Annotated in this window: 24 protein-coding genes; 19 read left to right on the top strand and 5 right to left on the bottom strand. The window is 56.6% G+C overall.

Annotated features, from left to right (window positions below; all coding sequences use genetic code 11):
* Nucleotides 1-72 precede the first annotated feature (72 nt).
* The 11 genes from fabD to ACQUQP_RS11210 all read left to right on the top strand — a co-directional run bounded on the left by fabD (nucleotide 73) and on the right by ACQUQP_RS11210 (nucleotide 9,473).
* Nucleotides 73-1,005, top strand: a complete 933-nt coding sequence (fabD, locus tag ACQUQP_RS11160; RefSeq protein WP_432695107.1) for an ACP S-malonyltransferase — start codon at nucleotides 73-75, stop codon at nucleotides 1,003-1,005.
* 37 nt (nucleotides 1,006-1,042) lie between these two features.
* Complete coding sequence (fabG, locus tag ACQUQP_RS11165) at nucleotides 1,043-1,786, top strand: 3-oxoacyl-ACP reductase FabG (protein ID WP_432695108.1); 744 nt, start codon at nucleotides 1,043-1,045, stop codon at nucleotides 1,784-1,786.
* Nucleotides 1,787-1,988: 202 nt separating this feature from the next.
* The gene (acpP, locus tag ACQUQP_RS11170) at nucleotides 1,989-2,222 is read left to right on the top strand and encodes an acyl carrier protein (RefSeq protein WP_027854376.1); all 234 of its coding nucleotides are present in this window, start codon (nucleotides 1,989-1,991) and stop codon (nucleotides 2,220-2,222) included.
* A 94-nt stretch (nucleotides 2,223-2,316) separates the two neighbouring features.
* Nucleotides 2,317-3,555, top strand: coding sequence for a beta-ketoacyl-ACP synthase II (gene fabF / locus ACQUQP_RS11175; RefSeq protein WP_432695109.1), 1,239 nt, complete (start codon nucleotides 2,317-2,319; stop codon nucleotides 3,553-3,555).
* A 42-nt stretch (nucleotides 3,556-3,597) separates the two neighbouring features.
* Complete coding sequence (pabC, locus tag ACQUQP_RS11180) at nucleotides 3,598-4,422, top strand: aminodeoxychorismate lyase (protein ID WP_432695110.1); 825 nt, start codon at nucleotides 3,598-3,600, stop codon at nucleotides 4,420-4,422.
* Nucleotides 4,422-5,459 carry an endolytic transglycosylase MltG gene (gene mltG / locus ACQUQP_RS11185; protein ID WP_432695111.1) on the top strand — a complete coding sequence of 346 codons (1,038 nt, stop codon included), beginning with the start codon at nucleotides 4,422-4,424 and terminating at the stop codon, nucleotides 5,457-5,459. Before pabC ends, mltG begins: the two co-directional genes overlap by 1 nt.
* Nucleotides 5,459-6,082: a dTMP kinase gene (gene tmk, locus ACQUQP_RS11190; protein WP_432695112.1), complete on the top strand. Its 624-nt coding sequence runs from the start codon at nucleotides 5,459-5,461 to the stop codon at nucleotides 6,080-6,082. Before mltG ends, tmk begins: the two co-directional genes overlap by 1 nt.
* Nucleotides 6,079-7,074 carry a DNA polymerase III subunit delta' gene (locus tag ACQUQP_RS11195; protein ID WP_432695113.1) on the top strand — a complete coding sequence of 332 codons (996 nt, stop codon included), beginning with the start codon at nucleotides 6,079-6,081 and terminating at the stop codon, nucleotides 7,072-7,074. Before tmk ends, ACQUQP_RS11195 begins: the two co-directional genes overlap by 4 nt.
* An 18-nt stretch (nucleotides 7,075-7,092) precedes the next feature.
* Nucleotides 7,093-7,443, top strand: a complete 351-nt coding sequence (locus ACQUQP_RS11200) for a PilZ domain-containing protein (protein ID WP_432695114.1) — start codon at nucleotides 7,093-7,095, stop codon at nucleotides 7,441-7,443.
* 75 nt (nucleotides 7,444-7,518) lie between these two features.
* The gene (locus ACQUQP_RS11205) at nucleotides 7,519-8,241 is read left to right on the top strand and encodes a TatD family hydrolase (RefSeq protein ID WP_432695115.1); all 723 of its coding nucleotides are present in this window, start codon (nucleotides 7,519-7,521) and stop codon (nucleotides 8,239-8,241) included.
* Nucleotides 8,242-8,372: 131 nt separating this feature from the next.
* Nucleotides 8,373-9,473 (top strand): malate dehydrogenase, encoded by a 1,101-nt coding sequence (locus ACQUQP_RS11210; protein WP_432695116.1) that lies wholly within the window; start codon nucleotides 8,373-8,375, stop codon nucleotides 9,471-9,473.
* Between the two features lie 183 nt (nucleotides 9,474-9,656).
* On the opposite strand, the gene ACQUQP_RS11215 is transcribed toward ACQUQP_RS11210, so the two are convergent.
* From ACQUQP_RS11215 to ACQUQP_RS11230, 4 genes are all read right to left on the bottom strand, one after another.
* Nucleotides 9,657-10,196 (bottom strand): nucleoside 2-deoxyribosyltransferase, encoded by a 540-nt coding sequence (locus tag ACQUQP_RS11215; RefSeq protein ID WP_432695117.1) that lies wholly within the window; start codon nucleotides 10,194-10,196, stop codon nucleotides 9,657-9,659.
* A 14-nt stretch (nucleotides 10,197-10,210) separates the two neighbouring features.
* The gene (locus tag ACQUQP_RS11220) at nucleotides 10,211-10,861 is read right to left on the bottom strand and encodes a TetR/AcrR family transcriptional regulator (RefSeq protein WP_432695118.1); all 651 of its coding nucleotides are present in this window, start codon (nucleotides 10,859-10,861) and stop codon (nucleotides 10,211-10,213) included.
* 128 nt (nucleotides 10,862-10,989) lie between these two features.
* Nucleotides 10,990-12,375, bottom strand: a complete 1,386-nt coding sequence (locus tag ACQUQP_RS11225; protein WP_432695119.1) for a uracil-xanthine permease family protein — start codon at nucleotides 12,373-12,375, stop codon at nucleotides 10,990-10,992.
* A gap of 61 nt (nucleotides 12,376-12,436) precedes the next feature.
* On the bottom strand, nucleotides 12,437-13,153 hold the full coding sequence (locus ACQUQP_RS11230; RefSeq protein ID WP_432695120.1) for a DUF5020 family protein: 717 nt from the start codon (nucleotides 13,151-13,153) through the stop codon (nucleotides 12,437-12,439).
* 388 nt (nucleotides 13,154-13,541) lie between these two features.
* Here ACQUQP_RS11230 and ACQUQP_RS11235 point away from each other — a divergent pair, with 388 nt between their 5' ends.
* The 5 genes from ACQUQP_RS11235 to ACQUQP_RS11255 all read left to right on the top strand — a co-directional run bounded on the left by ACQUQP_RS11235 (nucleotide 13,542) and on the right by ACQUQP_RS11255 (nucleotide 17,262).
* Nucleotides 13,542-13,889 carry a NifB/NifX family molybdenum-iron cluster-binding protein gene (locus ACQUQP_RS11235; RefSeq protein WP_432695121.1) on the top strand — a complete coding sequence of 116 codons (348 nt, stop codon included), beginning with the start codon at nucleotides 13,542-13,544 and terminating at the stop codon, nucleotides 13,887-13,889.
* On the top strand, nucleotides 13,889-14,509 hold the full coding sequence (locus ACQUQP_RS11240; RefSeq protein WP_432695122.1) for a glutathione S-transferase family protein: 621 nt from the start codon (nucleotides 13,889-13,891) through the stop codon (nucleotides 14,507-14,509). The genes ACQUQP_RS11235 and ACQUQP_RS11240 overlap by 1 nt, the downstream gene beginning before the upstream one ends.
* A gap of 203 nt (nucleotides 14,510-14,712) precedes the next feature.
* Nucleotides 14,713-15,009, top strand: coding sequence for a DUF6156 family protein (locus ACQUQP_RS11245; protein WP_432695123.1), 297 nt, complete (start codon nucleotides 14,713-14,715; stop codon nucleotides 15,007-15,009).
* An 83-nt stretch (nucleotides 15,010-15,092) separates the two neighbouring features.
* Nucleotides 15,093-16,688 (top strand): DNA recombination protein RmuC, encoded by a 1,596-nt coding sequence (rmuC, locus tag ACQUQP_RS11250; RefSeq protein ID WP_432695124.1) that lies wholly within the window; start codon nucleotides 15,093-15,095, stop codon nucleotides 16,686-16,688.
* A 61-nt stretch (nucleotides 16,689-16,749) separates the two neighbouring features.
* A complete protein-coding gene (locus ACQUQP_RS11255) occupies nucleotides 16,750-17,262 on the top strand; it encodes a hypothetical protein (protein WP_432695125.1) in 513 nt (170 codons plus the stop codon).
* 24 nt (nucleotides 17,263-17,286) lie between these two features.
* On the opposite strand, the gene ACQUQP_RS11260 is transcribed toward ACQUQP_RS11255, so the two are convergent.
* A complete protein-coding gene (locus tag ACQUQP_RS11260; RefSeq protein ID WP_432695126.1) occupies nucleotides 17,287-18,477 on the bottom strand; it encodes a GAK system CofD-like protein in 1,191 nt (396 codons plus the stop codon).
* 190 nt (nucleotides 18,478-18,667) lie between these two features.
* Here ACQUQP_RS11260 and ACQUQP_RS11265 point away from each other — a divergent pair, with 190 nt between their 5' ends.
* From ACQUQP_RS11265 to ACQUQP_RS11275, 3 genes are read left to right on the top strand one after another with little or no spacing between them, the layout of a single operon-like run.
* On the top strand, nucleotides 18,668-20,308 hold the full coding sequence (locus ACQUQP_RS11265) for an aminoglycoside phosphotransferase family protein (RefSeq protein WP_432695127.1): 1,641 nt from the start codon (nucleotides 18,668-18,670) through the stop codon (nucleotides 20,306-20,308).
* On the top strand, nucleotides 20,301-21,191 hold the full coding sequence (locus ACQUQP_RS11270; protein WP_432695128.1) for a GAK system ATP-grasp enzyme: 891 nt from the start codon (nucleotides 20,301-20,303) through the stop codon (nucleotides 21,189-21,191). The genes ACQUQP_RS11265 and ACQUQP_RS11270 overlap by 8 nt, the downstream gene beginning before the upstream one ends.
* A complete protein-coding gene (locus ACQUQP_RS11275; RefSeq protein WP_432695129.1) occupies nucleotides 21,188-22,270 on the top strand; it encodes an HprK-related kinase B in 1,083 nt (360 codons plus the stop codon). The genes ACQUQP_RS11270 and ACQUQP_RS11275 overlap by 4 nt, the downstream gene beginning before the upstream one ends.
* Nucleotides 22,271-22,293: the final 23 nt, after the last annotated feature.

A 22,293-nucleotide genomic window follows, 5' to 3' on the forward strand; every position in this document is an offset into this window, starting at 1 on the left:
GAGCCTGTGGGCCCGTATGTTTTTATTTCTGGGCCCCAGGGTTAAAAAATAAAGGTAAGGAAAGAGGACGCCATGTCGCAGTCGCTTGCTTTCGTATTTCCCGGTCAGGGTTCTCAGCAGCTTGGAATGCTGTCAGAACTCGCCGAACAGCATCCGATTATTGAACAGACCTTTCAGGAAGCGTCCGACGCCCTGGGACTGGATCTTTGGACTCTGTCTCAGTCAGGCCCGGAAGAAAAACTCAACAGCACTGAAATTACCCAGCCGGCACTGCTGACCGCCGGCGTTGCGCTCTGGCGCCTGTGGGAGCAGAAAGAGGGTACGGCGCCTTCCGTTATGGCAGGGCACAGTCTCGGTGAATACACGGCGCTGGTGTGTGGTGGTGCTATCGATTTTGCCGATGGGGTGAAACTGGTTCATGCCCGTGGTAACTACATGCAGCAGGCTGTTCCGGCGGGCGCCGGTGGCATGGCAGCGATCCTGGGGCTGGCTGACGATGCTGTGCGTGAAGCCTGTGCAGCGGCGGCCGAAGGTCAGGTGGTCTCAGCGGTTAATTTTAACTGTCCGGGTCAGGTCGTGATTGCAGGAGAAAAAGCGGCGGTGGAACGCGCTATCGAGGCCTGTAAGGCGGCGGGTGCCAAGCGCGCTATTGCACTGCCGGTCAGTGTGCCGTCCCACTGTGACCTGATGAAGCCTGCGGCCGAGCGTATGGCCGAAGAGCTGGCGAGCATCGAGCTGCGTATGCCGATGATCAAGGTGGTTCAGAACGTTACTGCCGAGGCGCCGGGCGATCTGGACGAGTTGAAAAACAACCTGCTGACTCAGCTTTACAGCCCGGTTCTCTGGACTGCCAGCGTTCAGAACATGGTAACCTGCGGCGTTGCCACGACTATCGAGTGCGGTCCTGGCAAAGTTCTCTCAGGCTTGAACAAGAAAATTGAGCGGTCCCTGAACGTTGCAGCCATCAACGATGCTGCAGGTCTGGAAAAGGCACTGGGCCTTTAAGTAATCGTTCACGACAGCGATCATTAAGGAAACTTACATGAGTATTGAAGGCAAGATTGCGCTGGTCACTGGCGCTACTCGGGGTATCGGTAAGGCAATTGCCGAAAACCTGGCCTCTCAGGGCGCCGTGGTCGTCGGTACAGCGACCAGCGAAAATGGCGCAGCGGCGATCAGCGAATACCTGGCCGCTGCCGGTAACAAGGGCAAGGGTCTGGTACTGAATGTATCCGATGCCGCCTCCGTGGATGAAGTGGTTAAAGCGATCCAGGAAGAGTTCGGCAATATCGAAATTTTGGTCAATAATGCCGGTATCACTCGCGATAACCTGATGATGCGGATGAAAGACGATGAGTGGGATTCGGTGATCAACACCAACCTCACCTCTATCTACCGCCTCGTCAAAAGCTGCCTGCGTGGCATGACCAAGGCTCGCTGGGGACGTATCGTCAGCGTGAGCTCTGTTGTTGCTTCCATGGGTAACGCAGGTCAGGCAAACTACGCTGCAGCCAAATCCGGTATGGAAGGCTTTACCCGTGCGCTGGCCCGAGAGATCGGCGCGCGTAATGTAACCGTTAACTGCGTGGCTCCCGGCTTTATCGATACCGATATGACCTCCGGGCTGCCAGAGGATCACAAGACTAAACTTCAGTCTCAGATCCCGATGAATCGCCTTGGAAAGCCAGAAGAGATCGCCTCTGTAGTCGGCTTCCTGTGCAGTGAAGGTGGTGCTTATGTAACCGGCGAAACCATTCAGGTGAATGGTGGGATGTACATGGGCTGATCAGTGTCAACGACGATGGTCGATTGTTCGATAAATGACGGAATAGAAAGAATTGTTTTTTTTCCCGATATGAGGATAATTGGCCGTCAGCTTGACGAGAAAAAATCCCGGCCGTCACGCTTGCTAGGGCGTTACGGGTTTTACTAAAATTCCGTCACGCATCTTGGGATGTGATGGTGTTGAGAAGACAATAGGAAGACTTATGAGTAACATTGAAGAGCGCGTTAAGAAAATCATCGCTGAGCAGCTGGGCGTGAAAGAGGAAGAAGTCACCAAAGAAGCTTCCTTCGTTGAGGATCTGGGCGCTGACTCTCTGGACACAGTTGAGCTGGTGATGGCACTGGAAGAGGAATTCGAAACTGAAATTCCTGACGAAGAAGCTGAAAAAATCACCACTGTTCAGCTGGCGATCGATTACATCAACGCTCATCAGTAATCTGTCCCAAACGAATTGATCGAAAGGCCGCATCTATATGCATGTATAGTGCGGCTTTTCTTTTGTGCAGCCTGTGCAGTGCTGGAGGAAAAGCATGTCTCGCAGAAGAGTGGTGGTGACCGGTTTAGGGTTGCTTACACCGGTCGGTAACACTGTCAAAGCGACATGGGAAAGTATTCTTGCTGGCAAGAGCGGCGCGGCTAATATCGAATGTTTCGATGCAAGCCAGTATGCCACCCGATTTTCCGCGTCTGTAAAAGATTTTGATATCGAGCCGTACATGAGCGCCAAAGAGGCGCGCAAAATGGATCTGTTTATCCAGTACGGTATGGTCGCTGGGATCCAGGCGGTTGAAGACGCCGGTCTTGAAGTGACTGACGAGAACTCTACCCGTATCGGTTGCGCGCTGGGTTCCGGTATCGGCGGTCTGCCGATGATCGAGAAAACCCACGACGTACTGAACAGCTCGGGTCCTCGCCGTGTATCGCCGTTTTTCGTTCCCGGCAGCATCATCAACATGATCTCCGGCAATCTGGCGATTAAATATGGCTTCCGTGGACCGAACATCGCAATCACCACTGCCTGTACGACCGGCACCCACAATATTGGCCATGCCATGCGCATGATCCAGTACGGTGACGCGGACGTGATGATCGCTGGCGGTGCAGAGATGGCTACAACCCCTCTGGGTGTAGCAGGTTTTTCCGCCGCGCGGGCGCTGTCTACCCGCAACGATGCGCCGGAAGCGGCAAGTCGTCCCTGGGATCGGGACCGCGATGGCTTCGTGCTTGGCGACGGTGCAGGCGTTCTGGTACTCGAAGAGTACGAATCGGCCAAGGCCCGTGGTGCCAAGATCTACTGTGAGTTGTCAGGCTTCGGTATGAGTGACGATGCCTTCCACATGACTGCTCCCCCTGAAGACGGTTCAGGCGCGGCGCTGGCGATGCAGAATGCACTGAACGATTCCGGATTGAACAAAGAGCAGATTCACTATATCAATGCGCACGGTACCTCAACGCCGGCCGGTGATATTGCAGAATCCAACGCCGCCAAACGCGTGCTGGGAAGCGCCGCCGAGCAGGTGCGGATGAGCTCTACCAAATCGATGATCGGCCACCTGCTGGGTGCAGCCGGTGCAGTCGAGGCCGCTTTCTGCGTGCTGGCACTGCGTGATCAGGTGGCTCCGCCTACGATCAACCTCGACAACCCGTCCGAGGGATGTGATCTTAATTACGTGCCTCATACGGCGCAGTCTTGCGCTATTGAAGCAGCGATGTCGAACTCTTTCGGGTTTGGCGGTACCAACGGTACCCTGATCTTCAATAAGCTGTAACGCGCAACGGGAGGCTTCAGCCTCCCGTTCACTTTAAGACCCATGAGCATATCCACGCTGGTTAATGGCATCCCCTCAAACCAGATCCCGTCCAATGATCGCGGCCTGGCATACGGGCATGGCCTGTTTGAAACCATCCTTATTGCAGGCGGCAAGCCTCGCTTTTGGCGCTGGCATATGGAAAGACTGCTGGACGGCTGTCGTCGTCTGGGCATCGCTTCGCAGCGGTTGCAAGCCGAGCTTGAATCAGATCTTGAGGCGCTGGTTTTGCCCGCACAGGGTGCCGTCAAAATTGTAGTCACCTGCGGTGCCGGTGGAAGAGGCTATGCCGTAACCGAGCCGCTGGCACCCACCCGGATTATCACCCTGTCAGCTTTGCCCCAGCGATCTGTTGATCCGGCTGAGCAGGGGGCGACCCTGCGTTGGTGTCAGACCAGGCTGGCCCGGCAACCGGCGCTGGCAGGTCTCAAACACCTGAATCGTCTGGAGCAGGTGCTCGCTCGAGCAGAGTGGGACGCGCCAGATATACACGAAGGTCTGACCTGCGATACCGATGGAAAGGTGACAGAAGGGACCATGAGTAACCTGTTTTTCCGCGCAGAGGGGCGTTGGTACACCCCGTCACTCGAGCATTGCGGGGTAGCCGGTGTTCTCAGGCGCTGGTTGATCGGCGCGCTGGATAGCATCGATAAGCGGCCAGAGATCGGTGAATACGAGCGTGTAGATCTGCAACGTGCCGACGAGGTTTTAGTCTGTAACAGCCTGATCGGTATCTGGCCGGTTATCGCCCTGGATGGGCAACAGTACGCGATAGGTGAGACCACCCGTCGCTTGCAGTCCTTGCTCGATAAGGAGTACGACGCCTGATGATTAAGCGTCTGTTTTTCGCGGTTATTGCCCTGGCTGTTGTTGCCGGCGCGGCCGCTGCCATCTTCTGGCAGAAATACACCGGATACCTCAACACACCGGTCGAGCTGACAGAAGAGCGTAATTTCACGATAGAAAAAGGCATTTATTTCAATAACCTGGTTAAGGAACTTAACGCCGAGGCTATTATTGATCAGCCGTTTTATCTGCGCGTCCTGTCCCGTCTGGAACCCGAGATGACCGGTATTAAAGCGGGGGAGTACCAGCTCAAACCGGGTATGACACCGCGCCAGATGCTGGAGAAGTTTGTTGCCGGTGAAACCCTGAGTTACCGCTTTACGATCATCGAAGGTATGCGTTTCTCGGAACTGCGTGCCGCTCTGGCGGCTGAAACCAGGCTGACTCAAAGTATATCGGAGCTCAGTGACCAGCAGATCGTCCAAAGACTGGCGCTCGACGCCCAGTCCCCGGAAGGGATGTTTCTCGCTGAAACCTACCAGTTCCAGCGCGGCATGAGCGATCTGGATCTGCTCAAGCGGGCGCACGGCCATCTTGAAGCTGAGCTCGAAAAAGCCTGGGCTGATCGTGCCAAGGATCTGCCGCTGCAGTCTCCCTACGAGGGGTTGATTCTGGCATCGATAATAGAGAAAGAAACAGGTGTTCCGGATGAAAGAGCGCAGATCGCCGGGGTCTTTGTGCGCCGTCTTAACCGGGGTATGCGCCTGCAGACTGATCCGACGGTTATTTACGGCATGGGTGACAGTTACCAGGGTAATATCCGCCGCTCGGACCTGCGCAAACCTACGCCCTATAACACCTACGTGATTGATGGTCTGCCACCGACGCCGATTTCTATGGTGGGGCCGGACGCGATTCATGCGGCATTTAACCCTGAAGAGGGTAAAGCGCTCTATTTCGTGGCCCGGGGTGATGGCAGCCACTACTTTTCCAATACCCTGTCCGAACATAACAAGGCGGTCGCCCGTTTCCAGTTGAAACGGCGTGAGAATTACCGCTCCAGCCCCGGGGATAACTGATGCCAGGTCACTTCATCACTCTCGAAGGTATAGAAGGGGTCGGTAAGACGACAAACCTGAATTACGTGCGGGCCTGGCTCGAAGCGCGCGGTCACGAGGTTGTCGTAACCCGGGAGCCGGGGGGGACACCGCTGGCCGAGCAGATACGGGAGCTTCTGTTGACCCCGCGTGAAGAGGCGGTATCCGATATGACCGAGCTGCTGCTTGTTTTTGCCGCCCGGGCCCAGCATCTGCATATGCTGATCGAACCAGCCCTTGCGCGCGGCGCCTGGGTCCTGTGTGACCGCTTTACTGATGCCACCTTTGCTTACCAGGGGGCAGGCCGCGAGCGTGATGCAGCTCCCATCGCGGTTCTGGAAGAGCTGGTTCAGGGTTTGCGTCGCCCGGATCTGACACTGCTACTGGATCTACCCGTCGAGGTCGGTCTGGCCCGCGCCAAGGCGCGCGGTAAACCTGATCGGATTGAGGGGGAGAAAGCTGCATTCTTCGAGCGGGTGCGTGCATCCTACCTGGCCAGAGCGCAGCAGGAGCCGGATCGAATCTGTGTGATCGATGCGGAGCCGCCACTGGCCCAGGTGCAGAAATCGATCGACCTGGCCCTGGAACGGCTGGAGCGGGCATGAGCAGCGACGAGCAGATCTATCCCTGGCTGCAGAACCAGTGGGATCACCTGGTGCAGCAGAACGCGGCTGGCCGGCTGCCGCACGCGTTGTTGCTCAGCGGCCCGGCAGGTATCGGCAAGGCTGCATTCGGCAATGCGTTGGCGCACCTGTTACTCTGCCATCAGCCGCAGAACGGTCGCCCCTGTGGCCGATGCCGCAGCTGTGAACTGATCGACAGCGGGCATCACCCGGATCGTCTGTTTCTGAAGCCCGAGGAGCACGGCAAGCCGATCCGTGTCGACCAGGTCCGTGAACTGACCGGTGTACTGCACAGCACCGCCCAGCAGGGCGGCTACCGCATCATGATCATGGAGCCCGCCGAGGCGATGAACGTGGCGGCGGCAAACGCATTGCTTAAAACCCTGGAGGAGCCGGGGCAGGATACGCTGCTGATACTGGTCTGTCATCAGCTGGGCCAGTTGATGCCGACCATTCGCAGTCGCTGTCAGCGTATCGAGTTCAGCATGCCTTCCGCTGGCGAGGCCAACTCCTGGTTGGCTGAGAAGCTGGAGATGGGTCAGGATGAGTCGGGCAAGTTGCTTGCCATTGCTCAGGGGGCACCGCTGGGTGCCGTCGCATTGAAACAGGGTAATCTGCTGGAGCTGCGGCGGACCTTGATGACAGGCCTGGCGGACCTGCTCAGAGACCGGACCGATGCCATAACCCTGGCTCAGAAATTACATAAAGAGGAGCTGATTCCTCTGCTCGATTGGTGGCTCAGCCTGCTGGCTGACCTGGTGCGGATGCAGTCAGGGGCTGAAAATCCTGATCTCAATAATGTCGATATGACAAAAATGCTTTCCGCTGTTGCACAAAGGGCAGACAGGGTTAGAATCTTCTCATTGGTTGACCGCGTTCAGGAAGAGCGTAAAAGTCTCATGTTGCGCTATAACCCGAATCGACAATTGCTCCTTGAGAAACTAATGTTCGATTGGAGAGCGCTGATTCGCTAAGCAGGAGAGCAGCAATTCATGTCCATCGTGCCTCGTATCAGTCACGGCATCCTTTCGCTGGTGATCGGGAACAAGGAAGAACTCTTGAAGGCCTACATGCCATTCATCAATAATGGCGGCCTGTTTATACCTACAACCCGTTCCTACCAGCTCGGTGAAGAAGTCTTTATGCTGATGACCCTGATGGATGAGGCGGACAAGATTCCCGTCACAGGGCGGGTTGTCTGGGTTACCCCCAAGGCTGCCCAGGGTGGGCGTAAACCCGGCATTGGCATCCAACTCTCGAGCGACGATGCCCAGCTGGTTCGCAAGCTGGAAACCTACCTCGCAGGCGCACTGGGCAGCGGTCGTCGTACCAACACCCTCTAATCTTTACGGTATCCCATGTTTATCGATTCTCACTGCCATCTCGATCGGCTGGATCTCGCTCGTCACGATGGTTCTATGGCTAACCTTATCAATACGGCAGGCGAGGCCGGTGTTGACGAAATGCTTTGCGTATCGATCGATCTGAACCAGTTCGACGATATGTACGCCAAGGTTGAACCTTTCTCCAATGTTTATGCATCCGCAGGCATTCATCCCTGCCATGTTGGCGAATGTCCCTTTGATGAGCAGCGCCTGCGTGAGGCAGCTTCCCGCAAGCGTATTGTGGCCCTCGGTGAAACAGGCCTGGACTACTACTACAGCAAGGAGCTGGCTGAACAACAGAAAGCCAGCTTCGCCGGTCATCTGAAACTCGGTGCTGAGCTGGGTCTGCCCGTCATCGTGCATACCCGCGAGGCAAGGCAGGATACGCTGGAGCTGATCCGTGATCATTCGGACCCGCGCAGCGCCGGTGTACTGCACTGCTTTACCGAGTCGAATGAGATGGCCCAGGCGGCGATGGAGATGAATTTCTATATCTCGTTCTCCGGCATTATCACCTTCAAGACTGCGGAAGAGCTGCGCGAAGTGGTGAAAGCGGTACCGATGGAGAAGATGCTGATCGAAACCGACTCTCCCTACCTGGCACCGGTACCTTACCGTGGCAAGCAGAACGAGCCCACTTACGTTCCCGAGGTTGCCCGGTGCATCGCCGACCTGAAAGGGCTGCGGGTCGAGGAAGTGGCCGAGATTACCCGCGAAAACTTCTACACCCTGTTCAGCAAAGCTCGCCAGGGCTGATATTCCGAATACCGGTCTCCAGCATGCAGCCATGGATTGGCACGCTTGCAACTGTCACCTTATTTTCGTTGAATGGAGTTAGACTAAAGTCTAAGGCGACAACAACGATAAGCTGACAGAGGAAGTATCCTATGAGGAGACCGGTACGTATCGCCGTGACAGGCGCGGCAGGTGCCATCAGCAACAGTTTGCTGTTCAAAATCGCTAGCGGTGAGATGTTTGGCAAGGATCAGCCAGTCATTCTCCAGCTGATCGAAATGCCAGGCCGCATGGAAGCCCTTCGCGGTCTTGCCATGGAACTCGAGGATTGCGCCTACCCGCTGCTTCACACCATCACCCTTCACGACAATGTGGAAGAGGGTTTCGACAACATCCATTACGCCCTGCTGATAGGAGCACGGCCCCGTGGACCCGGCATGGAGCGTCGTGACCTGCTTGAATCCAACGCGGAGATTTTCACGCGCCAGGGCCGGGCGCTTAACGATTACGCCAACCGTGACGTCAAAGTGCTGGTTGTCGGTAACCCGGCCAACACCAACGCACTGATCGCCAGTCGTAATGCGCCGAAACTCAGCCCATCACAGTTTACCGCTCTGACGCGGCTCGATCACAACCGGGCCAAGGGTATTCTCGCCAACCATACCGGTGCCAACCCGAAAAATATCAGTCGTATCGTCATCTGGGGTAACCACTCGCCAAGCCAATACCCTGATCTTCACCATGCCACGGTGCTTGATGAGCCGGTGATGGCGCAGATCGATGCGCAATGGTATCGCGACGAATTCATTCCCAAGATACAGAACCGCGGTGGCGAGATAATCGCGGCGCGTGGAGTTTCCAGTGCGGCGTCCGCGGCGCAAGCGGTTGTGGATCACATGCATGACTGGATTCTGGGTACCGCGCCTGGCGAAATCGTCAGCATGGGTATTGTCAGTGATGGCAGTTACGGTGTGGAAAAGGGGATCATCTATTCCTTCCCGGTGCGCTGTGACTATGGCCGTTACCAGATTGTGCGTGGCCTGGAGATCAACGACTGGAGCCGTGAGCGGATGAAAGCCACAGAAGCTGAGCTTATCGAAGAGCGCGATGCGGTGAACCATTTGCTGCCGCAGGAGACCGCCGAATCCCACCAGAATCTGTCGATCTGCCTGCGCTCCGGTGTGACGCTGTACGCTGATGGTACCGGCCCAGATGCCTCGTCCAAGTATCTGACCACCAACCGCGTGATGTAAACGCTGACGGTGCAACAAAAAAGCTCCTGCTAATGCAGGAGTTTAGGCTGCTGACAAAGTCCTCGCCGAAGTGCGGGGACTTCTTATAATGGGGCGTGCCAAAAGACAGCGCCCCGAGTCGGTCCGAGCCTGAGTCTGTCTGTAACGACAAACTTGTTCCTGTCTAACTATTATCTGCTCGACTTAACGGCTGGCAGCCAGTTTCTCGATCACCCTGCGAAAGGCGTTGAGATGATGTCGGGGATCTGCAGGGTCGCCCGCTTCGCGCAGCAACTCTCCGCCACCTTCGGCGATGGAGCCCACCAGCATCAGGTTGTCGGCCATGCCGAAGGCTTCCACGTGCTGTTTCTGTTCATCCCAGCCCGGTTCCGGTTGCTCGATACGGTCGCCATAATCCCGCGTATCCAGGGTGTAGCCCCAGACGGGTTTGCCCTGAGCACGCATATAACCCATCTCGAAGGCGGTTCCGCCATCGAGGCCGGGGCCGCGAAACGGGGTCATATTGGCAACGATCAGATCGCAGCGGTTCATCAGGTCGATATCCGCCGCATAAATCGCAAGGCCTGACTCGTAGGGTGTCAGGTTACTCAGGTCCACATTGGCGTCCAGCGGGAACAGGCCTTCAAAGCCGTATTCCGCGCAGATGCGGGCTTTGGCTTCGCCCAGTTCTTTGGCGTCGGTGCGAAATACATCGGGTCCGGCGAGGTAGATCTTCAGACTCATTTGCAGGTGACGCCTTATTTGATGCCGCAGCCTTTGAGGATGATATGGAGGAGGGTGCTGGCCGCATCCTGGTAGTCTGACTCATCGAGTTGCTCTTTGCCCAGCGCTGCTTCGATCTGGGTTGAGAAGTCGGCGTAGTGCTGGGTGGCAGACCAGAGCAGAAAGATCAGGTGTTCCGGGCTGACCTCAGGGTCGATTTTTCCTTGGGCTGCCCAGGCACGGAAAATATCGGCGCGGCCTTTGAACCAGATCGCGTAATCGTCGCGGAAATACTCCTTCATATTGGGAGCGCCGCTGATCAGTTCGTTGGCAAAGATGCGCGATGCCAGGGGATTCTGGGCGGAGAATTCGATCTTGCGCTGAACGTAGGTGGTCAGTACCTCCCGTGGGTTGTCCTCGGGGGTTATGGCATTCAGTGTGCTGTCCCAAAGCGCGATAATGTCACTCAGTACAGCAATATACAGTCCCAGCTTGTTCTTGAAGTAGTAATGGATATTGGCCTTGGGCAGGTCTGCCCGCTGCGCAATATCATTCATGCTCGCGCCCTTGAAACCCGAGTTGGCGAATTCGATCTCTGCTGCGCGCAAAATGATCGATTCGTTTTTCTGACGGATCCGGCCGCCCACAGGCCGGGCTTTGTTATCGGGATCTAAATTAAACAGCACGGACTGTCCTCTCCAACGTACCCATCTTGCATTCCATTCGGTATGGTGCGTCTCTGCGCACTCGTCACCACTCCTTTCGTATTATACGCAAAATGGCCGCCTCAAGGGCGGCCATTGCTAACATCTTGTTATAAGGCTTCCTTCGCATCGCCTTCAGGCGCTGCGTCCTTGGCTTCAGAGTTTGTCTTGCTCTCCGGTATCAGCAGGGTGAGCAGTATGGCTACCAGACCGCCGCTGGTGATGGCTGAACCAAAGACGTTCTGTACCAGCTTTGGCATATGTTCCAGCACATTGGGCACCATAGTGACTCCCAGGCCTATGCCGAACGATGTTGCCATGATCAGCATCTTGCGGCGGTCCAGCTGCTCCGTGGAGAGGATCTTTATGCCCGCTGCCGCAACGGTGCCAAACATCACCAGGGTTGCGCCGCCGAGCACCGGCTTGGGCATATGCTGCAGCACCGCGCCGATAACCGGGAACAGGCCAAGAATGACAAGGATAGCGGCGATGTAGTAACCGATATAACGGCTGGCCACACCGGTCAGCTGAATTACGCCGTTGTTCTGACTGAACGTGGTGTTCGGGAAGGTGTTAAACACTGCAGCCAGGGCTGAGTTGAAACCATCGGCAAGGACGCCGCCGCGAATGCGGGAAATGTACACCGGGCCTTTTAACGGCTGTTTGGAAACCATGGAGTTGGCTGTCAGGTCGCCGGTGGACTCGATGGCGGTAATCAGATAGATCAGTGCAATCGGTATGAACGCACCAAAATCAAAGTCGAAGCCGTACTTGAACGGCACCGGGATGCTGAACAGTGGGGCGTTGATGTTATCGAAGCTGACCTTTCCCATGAAGAAGGCGGCGATATAGCCAATCACCAGGCCAATGATGATGGACGATAGCCGGATCCAGGAGTTGCTGGAGCGGTTCAGGATAATGATCAGCGCCAATACGCCGCCGCCAAGCGCCAGGTTGGCGCCGCTGCCGAAATCCTCGGCGTTGAAGCCACCAGCAAGATCGGTCATGCCGACCTTGATCAGGCTGATCCCGATAATGGTGATGACAATGCCGGTTACCAGCGGGGTGATGACGCGCTGTAGTTTATGGATAAACTGGCTGAGTACGATCTCGATAAAGGCACCGAAAAAACAGACGCCATAGATCATCGCCAGTATCTCTTCGGGGCCGCCGCCCTTGGCCTTGGCGATAAAACCAGCCGCCAGCACAGAGCTTAGAAACGCAAAACTGGTACCCTGAACGCAGATCATCCCGGCGCCGAGGCCGAAGGGGCGACGTGCCTGAATAAACGTACCTACCCCGGATACGACCAGCGCCATGCTGATCAGATAGGGGACCTCGGCGCCTAGTCCGAGAACGCCGCCGATAATCAGCGTGGGTGTAATGATACCGACGAAACTGGCCAGTACATGCTGAAGGGCTGCGAAAACAGACTCCAGCGGAGCTGGTCTGGCGTCGAGCGGGTATAGCAGTTCGCTATCCTGCGATTGAGCCATGGGAGAACCTCCTCTTCAGGGTGCCCCTGCAGGCACCCTGAATTTGCTTAACTAGCCGTTATCAGTAGTGCCACTTGAGCAGAAACGCCGGGTTACGTTCGTCGGCATCCTTGATACCGAACTTGTTGTTCCAGTAAGCGTACTCCATCCCTACATAAAGTGGGGATTTCATGCCGAAATGCTTGCCCAGGTTCCACTTCAGCTGAGAGGTCCAGTTCATTTCAGACGCGTTGGTGTCGGAAGCTGATGACCAGTCGAGGAAGCCGTCATACAGGAAGTCGGCTTTGCCCATTGAGAACGGCAGGCCCCAGGTCAGCGTCAGCTGCTCGTCGTTATCGTTAAGGTCGTTATTGGCTTTGTAGATGTTTGCGTTGAAGTAGTTGAAGCCGGGAATATCGAAGGAGAAGCCAACACCATAGAGCAGGTTGTCGAAGTTTTCCCCGGATTCCCAGGTGGAAGCGATCAGTACATCCTTGACGGGACCGAAAGAAAGGTCAGAACCGGTGACCCCGCCCAGGCTCAGGCGCGGAGAGAACTCCATATAGTTCTCGGTGGTGCCGTCGTCCCATTTCAGGCGGTCCATGAAGAAGAAGGTGTCGCCCCAGGAATGACCACTGGCGTGTTCGACGGTAATAACCTGACGGTCTTCGTCACCCACTTCGTATTCGCTACCGTTCAGATAGCTAAGGCTGAAGTTCTGCCAGATCAGTTCAGCAGAGGCGTTGGAGGCTGAGGCAAGTCCGATAGCGAGGGCAGCGGCAGCGTGTATAGGTTTCATTAAGTCGAGTTCCTGCATTGGTTGTTTACAGATAGAAATAAACTGACCGGATAGTCAGATTGGCTGCGCATACCCAAAGCAAAAAGCTGACCAAGTGGTCATATAAAAATAAAATATTTATTTAAAGTAAATAAACCAAATGGTTAGTGGAACTATTTAATGTATCTAATAATGCTTTATCTTGGCTTGATGTGTGCTCTTTTTGTGCCGGGCCATGCGCCTCGCACGTTTGTGAGCATGTCTGGCTAACGGGGTGAGTTGGTTGGGTATTAAAAATACATAATACGTATGTAATTTTTTATCTGTTTTTACGGCCGCTCCCATTCCCGGGCTGGCTGGAGTGCTTTTCGCATAGGGCTCTCAAAGTATTGTTTTGGGAGATTCGGTTATGTCGTATCGGGTGGCGGTCGCATCGAAGCAGGGTGTGGCGGTTGATGAACACTTTGGTCATGCCAAACACTTCAGTATCTACAGCGTTAGTGAGGCAGGTTGCTCACTGATTGAAAAGCGCGAAGTGGATCATTACTGCCTTGGTGGTCAGGGTGATCGATCCGCTTTGGAGAAGATCCTCGATACCATCGATGACTGCGATGCCGTTCTGGTGGCCCGTGTTGGTGATGGTCCGGCAGACAAACTGCGTAGGCGCGGTGTTGAGCCGGTAGCGGATTACCCCTGGGAGGCGGTGGAGCCTGCGCTGACAGCCTGGTTTGCTTCTGTTGTAGAGGGCGCTGCCTGATGTTGACCTTCTATATGACGCCCGGCTCCTGTACGACCGGTATCCATATCCTGCTGGAAGAGTGTGAGGCGCTGTTCTCGGTTGAGCTGGTTAATCTGATGGTTGGCGATCAGCGTTCAGAGGCTTTTCTCGCATTGAATCCCAAGGGCTCCATACCGATGCTCAGACTGGAGGGCGGAGAGGTGCTCACCGAGTTTGAGGCGATCGCCTGCTGGCTGGCCTGGAGTAACCCGAAAGCGAAGTTGATACCGGAAGAGCCTCTGGCAGCGGCCAGGGCGATCGAGCTGATGGCCTACGCGGTGGGTACGCTTCACATGCAGGCGTTTGCCCGCATCTTCACGCCTGAAAAGTTTGCGCAGCGCAATGAGGATCTGGAGAGCATCAAAGCAGACGGGCGTCGGCGGGTGACCGAGGCCTTCGCTATTGTCGAATCACGCCTGCCCGATGAGCGTTATGCCTGCGGTGAGTTTTCAGTCGCCGATGTCGCGCTTTTTTATGTGGAGTTCTGGGCCGATCGGTCCGATATAGCCCTGCCACCGCGACTGCGTGCTCATTTTGAGCTGATGCTCAGCCGTCCGTGTGTACGCCAGGTGCTGATGGAAGAGGGGTATCGCGTGTAGCAGGTTTGCCTGACGGGTGGGGCGGTCTGGCTTTTGCAGCAGCAGGATGTCACTGGGCCTCGTTATTCGCCTGCAAGGCATATCGGACCCTATCCATTGCGGATAGTGTTCCGGATCTTGTCTGCCAATCAACAACTTATGTTGGAGTTCCTACATAACGGGGCCCGGTGTCGCTTTCTGTCATTGCATAAGAGCCCGTCGTTATGAGTCAGTCCGAACAGTACGATAAATACTTTCTTACCTATAGCGGAATCGCCCTGCCGTTGCAGCTGGTTAATCCGCTGGCCAGAACCGAAACGGAAAACCGCAACACCTTCTTTGGCGTTCAGCTTGATGAGAACGGACGCTTTAAGCTGGTCCACAAGCTGGTTTACGGCGAGGTCGAATTTGAGCACCGCTACGGTTATCACAGCAACGGCGCGCTGAGCTGGGCCGAAATCAGCGATGAGGATGACGAGGTGCAGCGATTGGAGTTCAACGAGTCAGGGCAACGGGTTTAGGTGTCGAGTTTTACCAGGTAGTGTCGTGCTGGCGCCAACTGCTCTATGATTTGCGCCTGTTTCACCTGCCAGGGATGTGATTGATGCCAAACGAACTTGTTCTTCCTGCCGCCGTTGCGCTTTCAGCTGTTGTTGCCTTTGTGCTGGCCTGGCTTCTTTCCAGTAATCGGGCGCATAAACACCTGCAGGCAGAAGTGTTGCGTGCAGAGAAGGCGGAGGCGGAAGTGCAGCGGCTGCAGGATATGCTCGATATGCAGCGCGATGAATATGAGTCGACCCGTGCTCGCCTGGCACAGCTTGAGGTGGAAAACGGCCGTATCGAAACCCGGCTTGATCACTACATGCAGCAGTTTCAGGCTGCAGAAGGGCAGCGTGACCAGGCGCGGCAGCTGCTGGAGCAGCGCGCCACGGAGCTGCGTCAGTGCCAGGCGGAGCTGGCTGCAGCCGTTGAGCGCCGGGATCAGCTCGCCGAGCGGCTGGATGAGCGTCAGCAGCGCCTGCTGCGTACCGAAGAGCAGTTGGAGCGGATTCGCGCAGCACATGGCGAACTGGAGTCTGACCATGCCGAGCTGCGCACGACGCTGACGCAGAAGCAGGAGCATTTCGAGGAGCAACTGAAGCAGCTGGAGCGCAGTCGCGAAATGCTGAAAAAAGAGTTCGAGGTGCTCGCCAGCGAAATTTTCGAGCGCAAAGGCAAGGCGTTTACCGAGCTTAACCAGACCAGTCTGAGCGCACTTTTGAACCCGATTCACAATGAGATGAAGGGGTTCAAGGAGAAGGTGGAGCGTATCCATGAGCAGGAAACTGCGCAAAGGATCCAGCTCAAAGCGGAACTTGAGAACCTCCAGAAACTGAACCGGGATATCACCGACCAGGCCCACAGACTGACCACTGCGCTTCAGGGTCAGAAAAAGATGCAGGGCAACTGGGGTGAGTTGATGCTCGAAAACGTGCTGGAAAAATCGGGCCTGAGACTGGGCGAGGATTACCAGCGCGAAGTCAGTATCAATACCGAAGAGGGGCGCTTGCGTCCCGATGCGGTGGTTTACCTGCCGCAGCAGAAGCATCTGATCATCGATGCGAAAACCTCGTTGATGGCTTACACCCGCTACGTAAACTCGGAGGATGAGACCGAACGTCTCACGGCGCTGGCGGAGCACACCCGGGCGGTGAGTGATCGTATCAATGAGCTGGCCGACAAGGATTATTACCGCTTGCCGGGGCTTAACTCGCCGGAGATCGTGATCATGTTTATTCCGATCGAGTCCGCCTACGTCGAAGCGCTCAAATACGACGATACGCTGTATCAGCGCGCCATCGAGCGCAATGTGCTGGTCGCTACCCCCACCACGCTGCTGACCAGTCTCAATATCGTGCGCCAGCTCTGGCGTTTCGAGGATCAGAGCAAACACACCGCCGAGCTGGCCGACCGTGCCGACAAGTTCTACCGCAAGCTCAACGCCTTTCTTAACAGCATGCTGGACGTGGGCAGGAAGCTCGATCAGGCGAAAGGAAGTTACGACAAGGCGCTGGGCCAGCTCACCGATGGGCGTGGCAACCTGATCAAGCAGGCCTCGGAGTTCAAGGATCTGGGGGTTGCCGTGCAGAAAGAGCTGCCGCCGGAGCTGGTGGAGCGAGCTCATCTTGAGCTGGAGCGGCCATCCTCAGAATCGGAGTAAACCCGATAAGCGATGCGTCAACACATGGACCCTTACCGACTGAGCGCGTATTCTCGATAACATGATCAATATCGCTTCCTTCACTTTTCAGTTCGACCCGGTGGAAGATCGTATCCGCCTGGTCGGTAACCTGGATAACGGGCAACAGCGGGTGGATTTTTGGGTCACCCGTCGGCTGGCGTTGCGAATTCTTGGTGCCAGCGATCAGCTCGTTCAGCAGACCTCCAAGCTGGTCAGCGAGAGTCCGCCGGAGTTTCGCGATGCCACCGCCCAGTTCGAGCACGAGCAGGCGCGCGAGCGCATGGATGTCTCCAATCAGCCGATACCGGCACCGTCAGGGCAGGATGAGCCTTTGCTGCTGCATCGGATCGATATCAGTCACCGCAGTGGGCGTTATCAGCTCAAGCTGTTCAGTCAGGATGATCCGGATGAGATTGCTGCGGTGGGTGTGCTGACCTACGACGAGCTGCACCAGATTTTGCATCTGTTGCATATGGGCTGCGACAAGCTTGAGTGGGATGCGCCGCCGCTGTTTACCGCGTTCAGCGGCGAACCCTCACCGACGCTTCAGTAACCACAGGCTCGCTGGCAGAGGCTGCTAGCTTAGCGACAGCAGCACCTCTACCAGACGTTCGCTGTCATAGTAGCCTTTCTTGCCTTCATCGATCAGCGGCAGGTCGATCACCTGTATCCCCAGTTTGTCGAGTTTCTTCTCGGGGATCCCACCCGGATACTCGCCGTGACGGCGGTCCACGACAATAAAGTTGATCAGGTCCTCGGGCTTCAGGTCGTCGCCATCACGCTGCAGTTGTGCCAGCAGTGTGTCGAGCGTGTCTTCCAGGGTCATACCGAGTTGCTCGGGATCCGTTCCCTGGTTGGGAATAAATACCTTGGGGCATTGGTTACGGGCGATCGCTTTGCCGACACCCTCGGGCAACAGGTTGGCCAGCAAACTGGAGTAAAAGCTACCGGGCGGATAACAGATCAGCTCCGCCTCCTGAATCAGCTTGCGGTTGCGCTTTCGAATCTGGGTAGTTGCTGCTGCCGGGTTACCCAGTGAGTCGCACAGGTTCAGAGACCGGATCGCAGACTTGAGTGGTTCGCACTCCTTGCCGGTCAGTCTGTGCTGCCCGATTACCCTGGATCCATCCTGCAGCTCGGCGCACAGGTGCAGGTCGTCGTCGACGATGGCCCGTACCGTACCCTGGACGTTAACCAGCTTGGAAAACAGAAACAGGATAGGTTCCAGGTCGCGGCGGTTGTTGAGGTAGCCGCCCGCCAGAATCAGGTTTCCGATACTGGCGCCGGCCAGATCAAAGTCCTGCGGCATGGCATCGAGGAAGAACATCAGGTGGTTGCAGATCAGGCTGCGCATCGGGTTCAGGATCGCATCGACCCGTGGATCCTTGCCCCGGGCCATCGCTTTCAGCTGTTTGAGCAGCTGCTCCTGATCCTCATCCTTGGGCAGGCGATAGTTGAACAGGCGGTACACCTCAGGGTGGCCGAGTACGCTCTCGTCGGCCAGCGCCATCAGGCGGCTGCGCAGATCACCGATCGCCGGCATGTCGAACGCATCTCGGAGAATCGCAGAGCTGCCGCCGGAGTCAAAAGGGGTTACCAGGTGGATGGAGTTATGGGTGTAGTGTTTCAGCGTGCGTGACAGGCCATTGAGTGCCGAACCACCACTGAAAAACAGCACGCGCGGTCCCAGCTCCGGGATCTTGCGGTAACGGCTGACCTTCAGCGGATCGGGCAGGCTGACTTCGCGGGTAACGCTGACGCTGACCATTTCTATCCCTGTATTCCCTGTTATCTATGAGCGGAAGTCTACCGGCAGGGATCCGCGGGCTACAATAGCCAAAGGGCTGAAATTGCGCCTTATTCAATGGGTTATGTTAGTCTTCATGCAACTGCAATATTGATCTGGCCGCCGGTTGAGTATCCTAGGCCGGTAAATTCCGAGTAAAGCTGCCCTCAGCATGATCAAACTGCCCAAGCCCCTGCACGATAACCTCCATTTCCTCTGTGTCGAGGTAGACTCCCAGGTTGCCAGCCTGCAGAGCTATTTCGAGTCGCCCGCGGCGGCCATCGCTCGACGCATCATCGATCGCGCCGGCTACGCTTATAACCTCAAGGTGCGGATTCACGGCGCCACGGTGCAGAAACTGCGCTCCAGTAAACGTCAGGCTCAGCGCGACCTGATGTTCCGCTCTATCGAGTTCATCGCCACGGACCTTGAGCGCCTCACCGAGATCAGCCGCAACTGTGTGCGCCAGCTGGAGTATATCGAGGCGTTCGAGCTGCTCGGGGCCAAGCGCTATATCGGTATGCTGAAGCGGGTGCGAAAGGCGATAGGGCAGATAGAGCCGGCGCTTCAGGCCGATGATTCCACGCTGGCGATCCAGATGGGCAAGGCGCTGGGGCGCATGGCCGGCGACTATGAAAAGCTGCTCAAGCGCTATCGCCTGGCCCTAAGAGAAGTGCCGGATCACACCGACGATCTGACCCGGGCGCTGTTTGTTGCCTACGAAGTCCGCCAGATGGGAGAGGCGCTGGTGCATATCAGTGAAGCGATTATCTCGGCCAACCTGGGACAGCCGGTCAATTTTGAACGCTTCTTCTCCCTGCGCTCGCTGGTTTCCGACCTGGAAACCGATGAAGAGGAGCTGCAGATCTCCGCCATCGCCCAGACCCGCTCCGGCAGCTCCATCTCCGGTATTTCTGCCGGTGACGAGGCCGAAAACGGCTACCTGGCGATCTTCAAGGATGGCGAAAAGCGCAAGGTGAAAGAGGAGCGTGCCGGTGTACGCAGCTGGCATGAGATCTACCCGGGGCTGGCACCCAAGATTCTCTCTTACGAAAAACGCGGTCAGTCCGCTGCGCTGCTGATCGAGCACCTGCCTGGGCACACTTTCGAGCAGATCGTGCTGAATGAGTCGGACGAGCTGGTGGATGAGGCGTTCAAGCGTCTGACCAAAACGCTGAAGTCGATCTGGAAGGAAACCCGGACCAAGGAGCCGGCCCAGGCCTCGTTCATGCATCAGCTGCAAAAGCGGATGAACGAGGTATATCGCATCCACCCCGAGTTCGCTCGCAGCGACGGGCAGATCTGCGGTGTTGCCGTGCCCTCATTCGACACCCTGGTGGCAGAGGTCACTCAGCGCGAGAAGCAGTGGCCTGCGCCGTTCTCTGTCTATATCCATGGCGATTTCAATGTCGACAACATCATCTATGATCCCATGGAGCGACGGATAAACTTCATCGACCTGCACCGCTCCCGTTACATGGATTATGTTCAGGATGTGTCGGTGTTCATGGTGTCGAACTACCGTCTGCAGGTGCTTGATGCCGATACCCGCGCTCGGATCAACGATTTGGCGCTGAAGCTTTATGACATGGCCCGTCGTGAGGCCAAAAAGCAGAATGACGAGCTGTTCGATGTGCGCCTGGCCCTGGGGCTGGCACGCTCGTTCGCCAGCTCGACCCGTTTTATTCTCGATAAATCCCTCGCCCGGCGCATGTTTATGCGTGCCCGCTACCTGCTGGAGCAGGTGCTGGCGATCAAGCCGGGCAAAGAGGCGAAGTACCGTATTCCAATGAAGGAGATTTTCGTTGACTGAACCCCGCGTAGCCGTGATCGGAATTCCCGGCAAGTGGTCCACCGAAGTACTGGCGGATGCGCTGGAACAGCGTACCGGCTTTCGTCAGGTGGTGGATATGGCCGAGGTGTCCCTGGATCTCACCGACAACAGCCTGCGTTATGGCTCGCTGAACCTGTGCGAGCTGGATGGCCTGGCGGTCAAGAAAATCAGTGCCGAATACAGTCCTAATACCCTGGATCGACTGGAGATGCTGCGCACGGCAGAGCAGCACGGGGTTCGTGTATTCAGCGGCGCCGAGAACATTCTGCGTCTGGTGGATCGCCTCAGTTGTACCGTGACCCTGCGCAACGCCGGTATACCGATGCCGGATACGGTGGTGACCGAGGATCTTCAGGCCGCATTCGATACCGTCAAACGCTTTGGCGAAGCGGTGTTCAAGCCGCTGTTTTCCACCAAGGCGCGCGGCATGTGCGTGCTCGGCGGCGAGCAGAGTGATGACGAGCTGCGCACTGCCATTGCTGAATTCAAGGTCGACAACCCGATGCTCTATATCCAACGTAAGCTGGAGCTGTCAGGCCGCGATCTGGGTATGGTGTTCCTCGGCGGTCAGTACCAGGGCACCTACGCGCGGGTATCCCAGAGTGATACCTGGAACACCACTATCAACAGCGGCGGTCGTTACGAGGCGTTCGAGCCGGATGCCGAACTGATCGAGCTGGCACGTAAGGCGCAGGAACCGTTCGGGCTGGATTTCACCACCGTGGACGTGGCGCTGACCGATTCAGGTCCGATCATTTTTGAGGTATCGGCATTCGGCGGTTTCCGTGGCGCGCTTGAGGGCGCGGGTATCGATGCGGCAGGCCTTTACGCCGACCATATACTGGAGAAGATTGGGCGATGAATATGATGCCGCAACAGGTTGCCGACCAGCTGATCGGTGGCCGGGAGTTTCTGGAGACGCCGCTACTGCTTGGGCTGGATGGCCAACTGCTGGCGCTGCGCTCAAACTCGGCGGAGCTGCTGGATAAGCTGCGCACCTACTTCGCTCATGTTGTTGTGAATAGCGGTGAGCCGGATATCACTGTTCTGGCGGTGGAGCGTGACGCGCCACAGCTGGATCTTCCCTATGAGGACTGGCCGCGGGAACCGGGCAAAACCGGTCGCAAGGAAGCGTCGCTGGACCTGCCGGGCGCGCGGCTGATCTACAAGGTGCGCACCGGCATGACCTTTCTGCAGAGCGATGAGCTGCGGATCGCGGCGGGCCCCTGTGTTGACAACGACAACCAGGTGATCAACTTCATCAACAACCAGTACATGACCTGGCTGCAGCGCGACGGCTGGCTTAACTGCCATGCCGCCGCGCTGAGTATCAACGGTGGCGCGCTGGCGATGGCGGGCTTCTCCGGTGGCGGTAAATCCACGCTGATGCTGCACATGCTGGAACACCCGGACACCGCGTTCATCACTAATGACCGTCTGTTTATTCGCCAGCAGGAGGCTAAGGTCGAGAGCTGTGGCATTCCCAAGCTGCCTCGCATCAATCCGGGCACCATCCTCCATAACCCGAGGCTGGCGCCGATGCTTTCGGCCGAGGAGAAAAAGAGGCTGCAAGCGATGCCCAGGGCCGAACTCTGGGATCTGGAACAGAAATATGACGCCGATATCGAGACGCTTTACGGGGCAGGGCGCATAGAAACAAAACCCTGCCCGCTGCGCGCTTTTATGGTGTTGAACTGGCAGCGGGACAGCGACGAGCCGCTGAGCGTCGAGCGCGTCGATCTGCGCCAGAGAAAAGACCTGCTGGCTGCTATCATGAAATCACCGGGGCCTTTCTATCAGCACGCCGATGGCCAGTTCCATCAGGGGCGGGCGCCTTTCGATGAGCAGGCATACCTGTCTGTGCTGGAAAATGTGCCGGTTTATGAAGCGCGTGGCGGTATCGATTTCGATACTCTCGCGGAGCGTTATCTCAAACTCTGATACAGAGCTCAGACAGGCGTCAG

Origin of the sequence: Marinobacterium sp. YM272, from assembly GCF_050908845.1 — a bacterium.
Lineage (GTDB): Bacteria > Pseudomonadota > Gammaproteobacteria > Pseudomonadales > Balneatricaceae > Marinobacterium_D.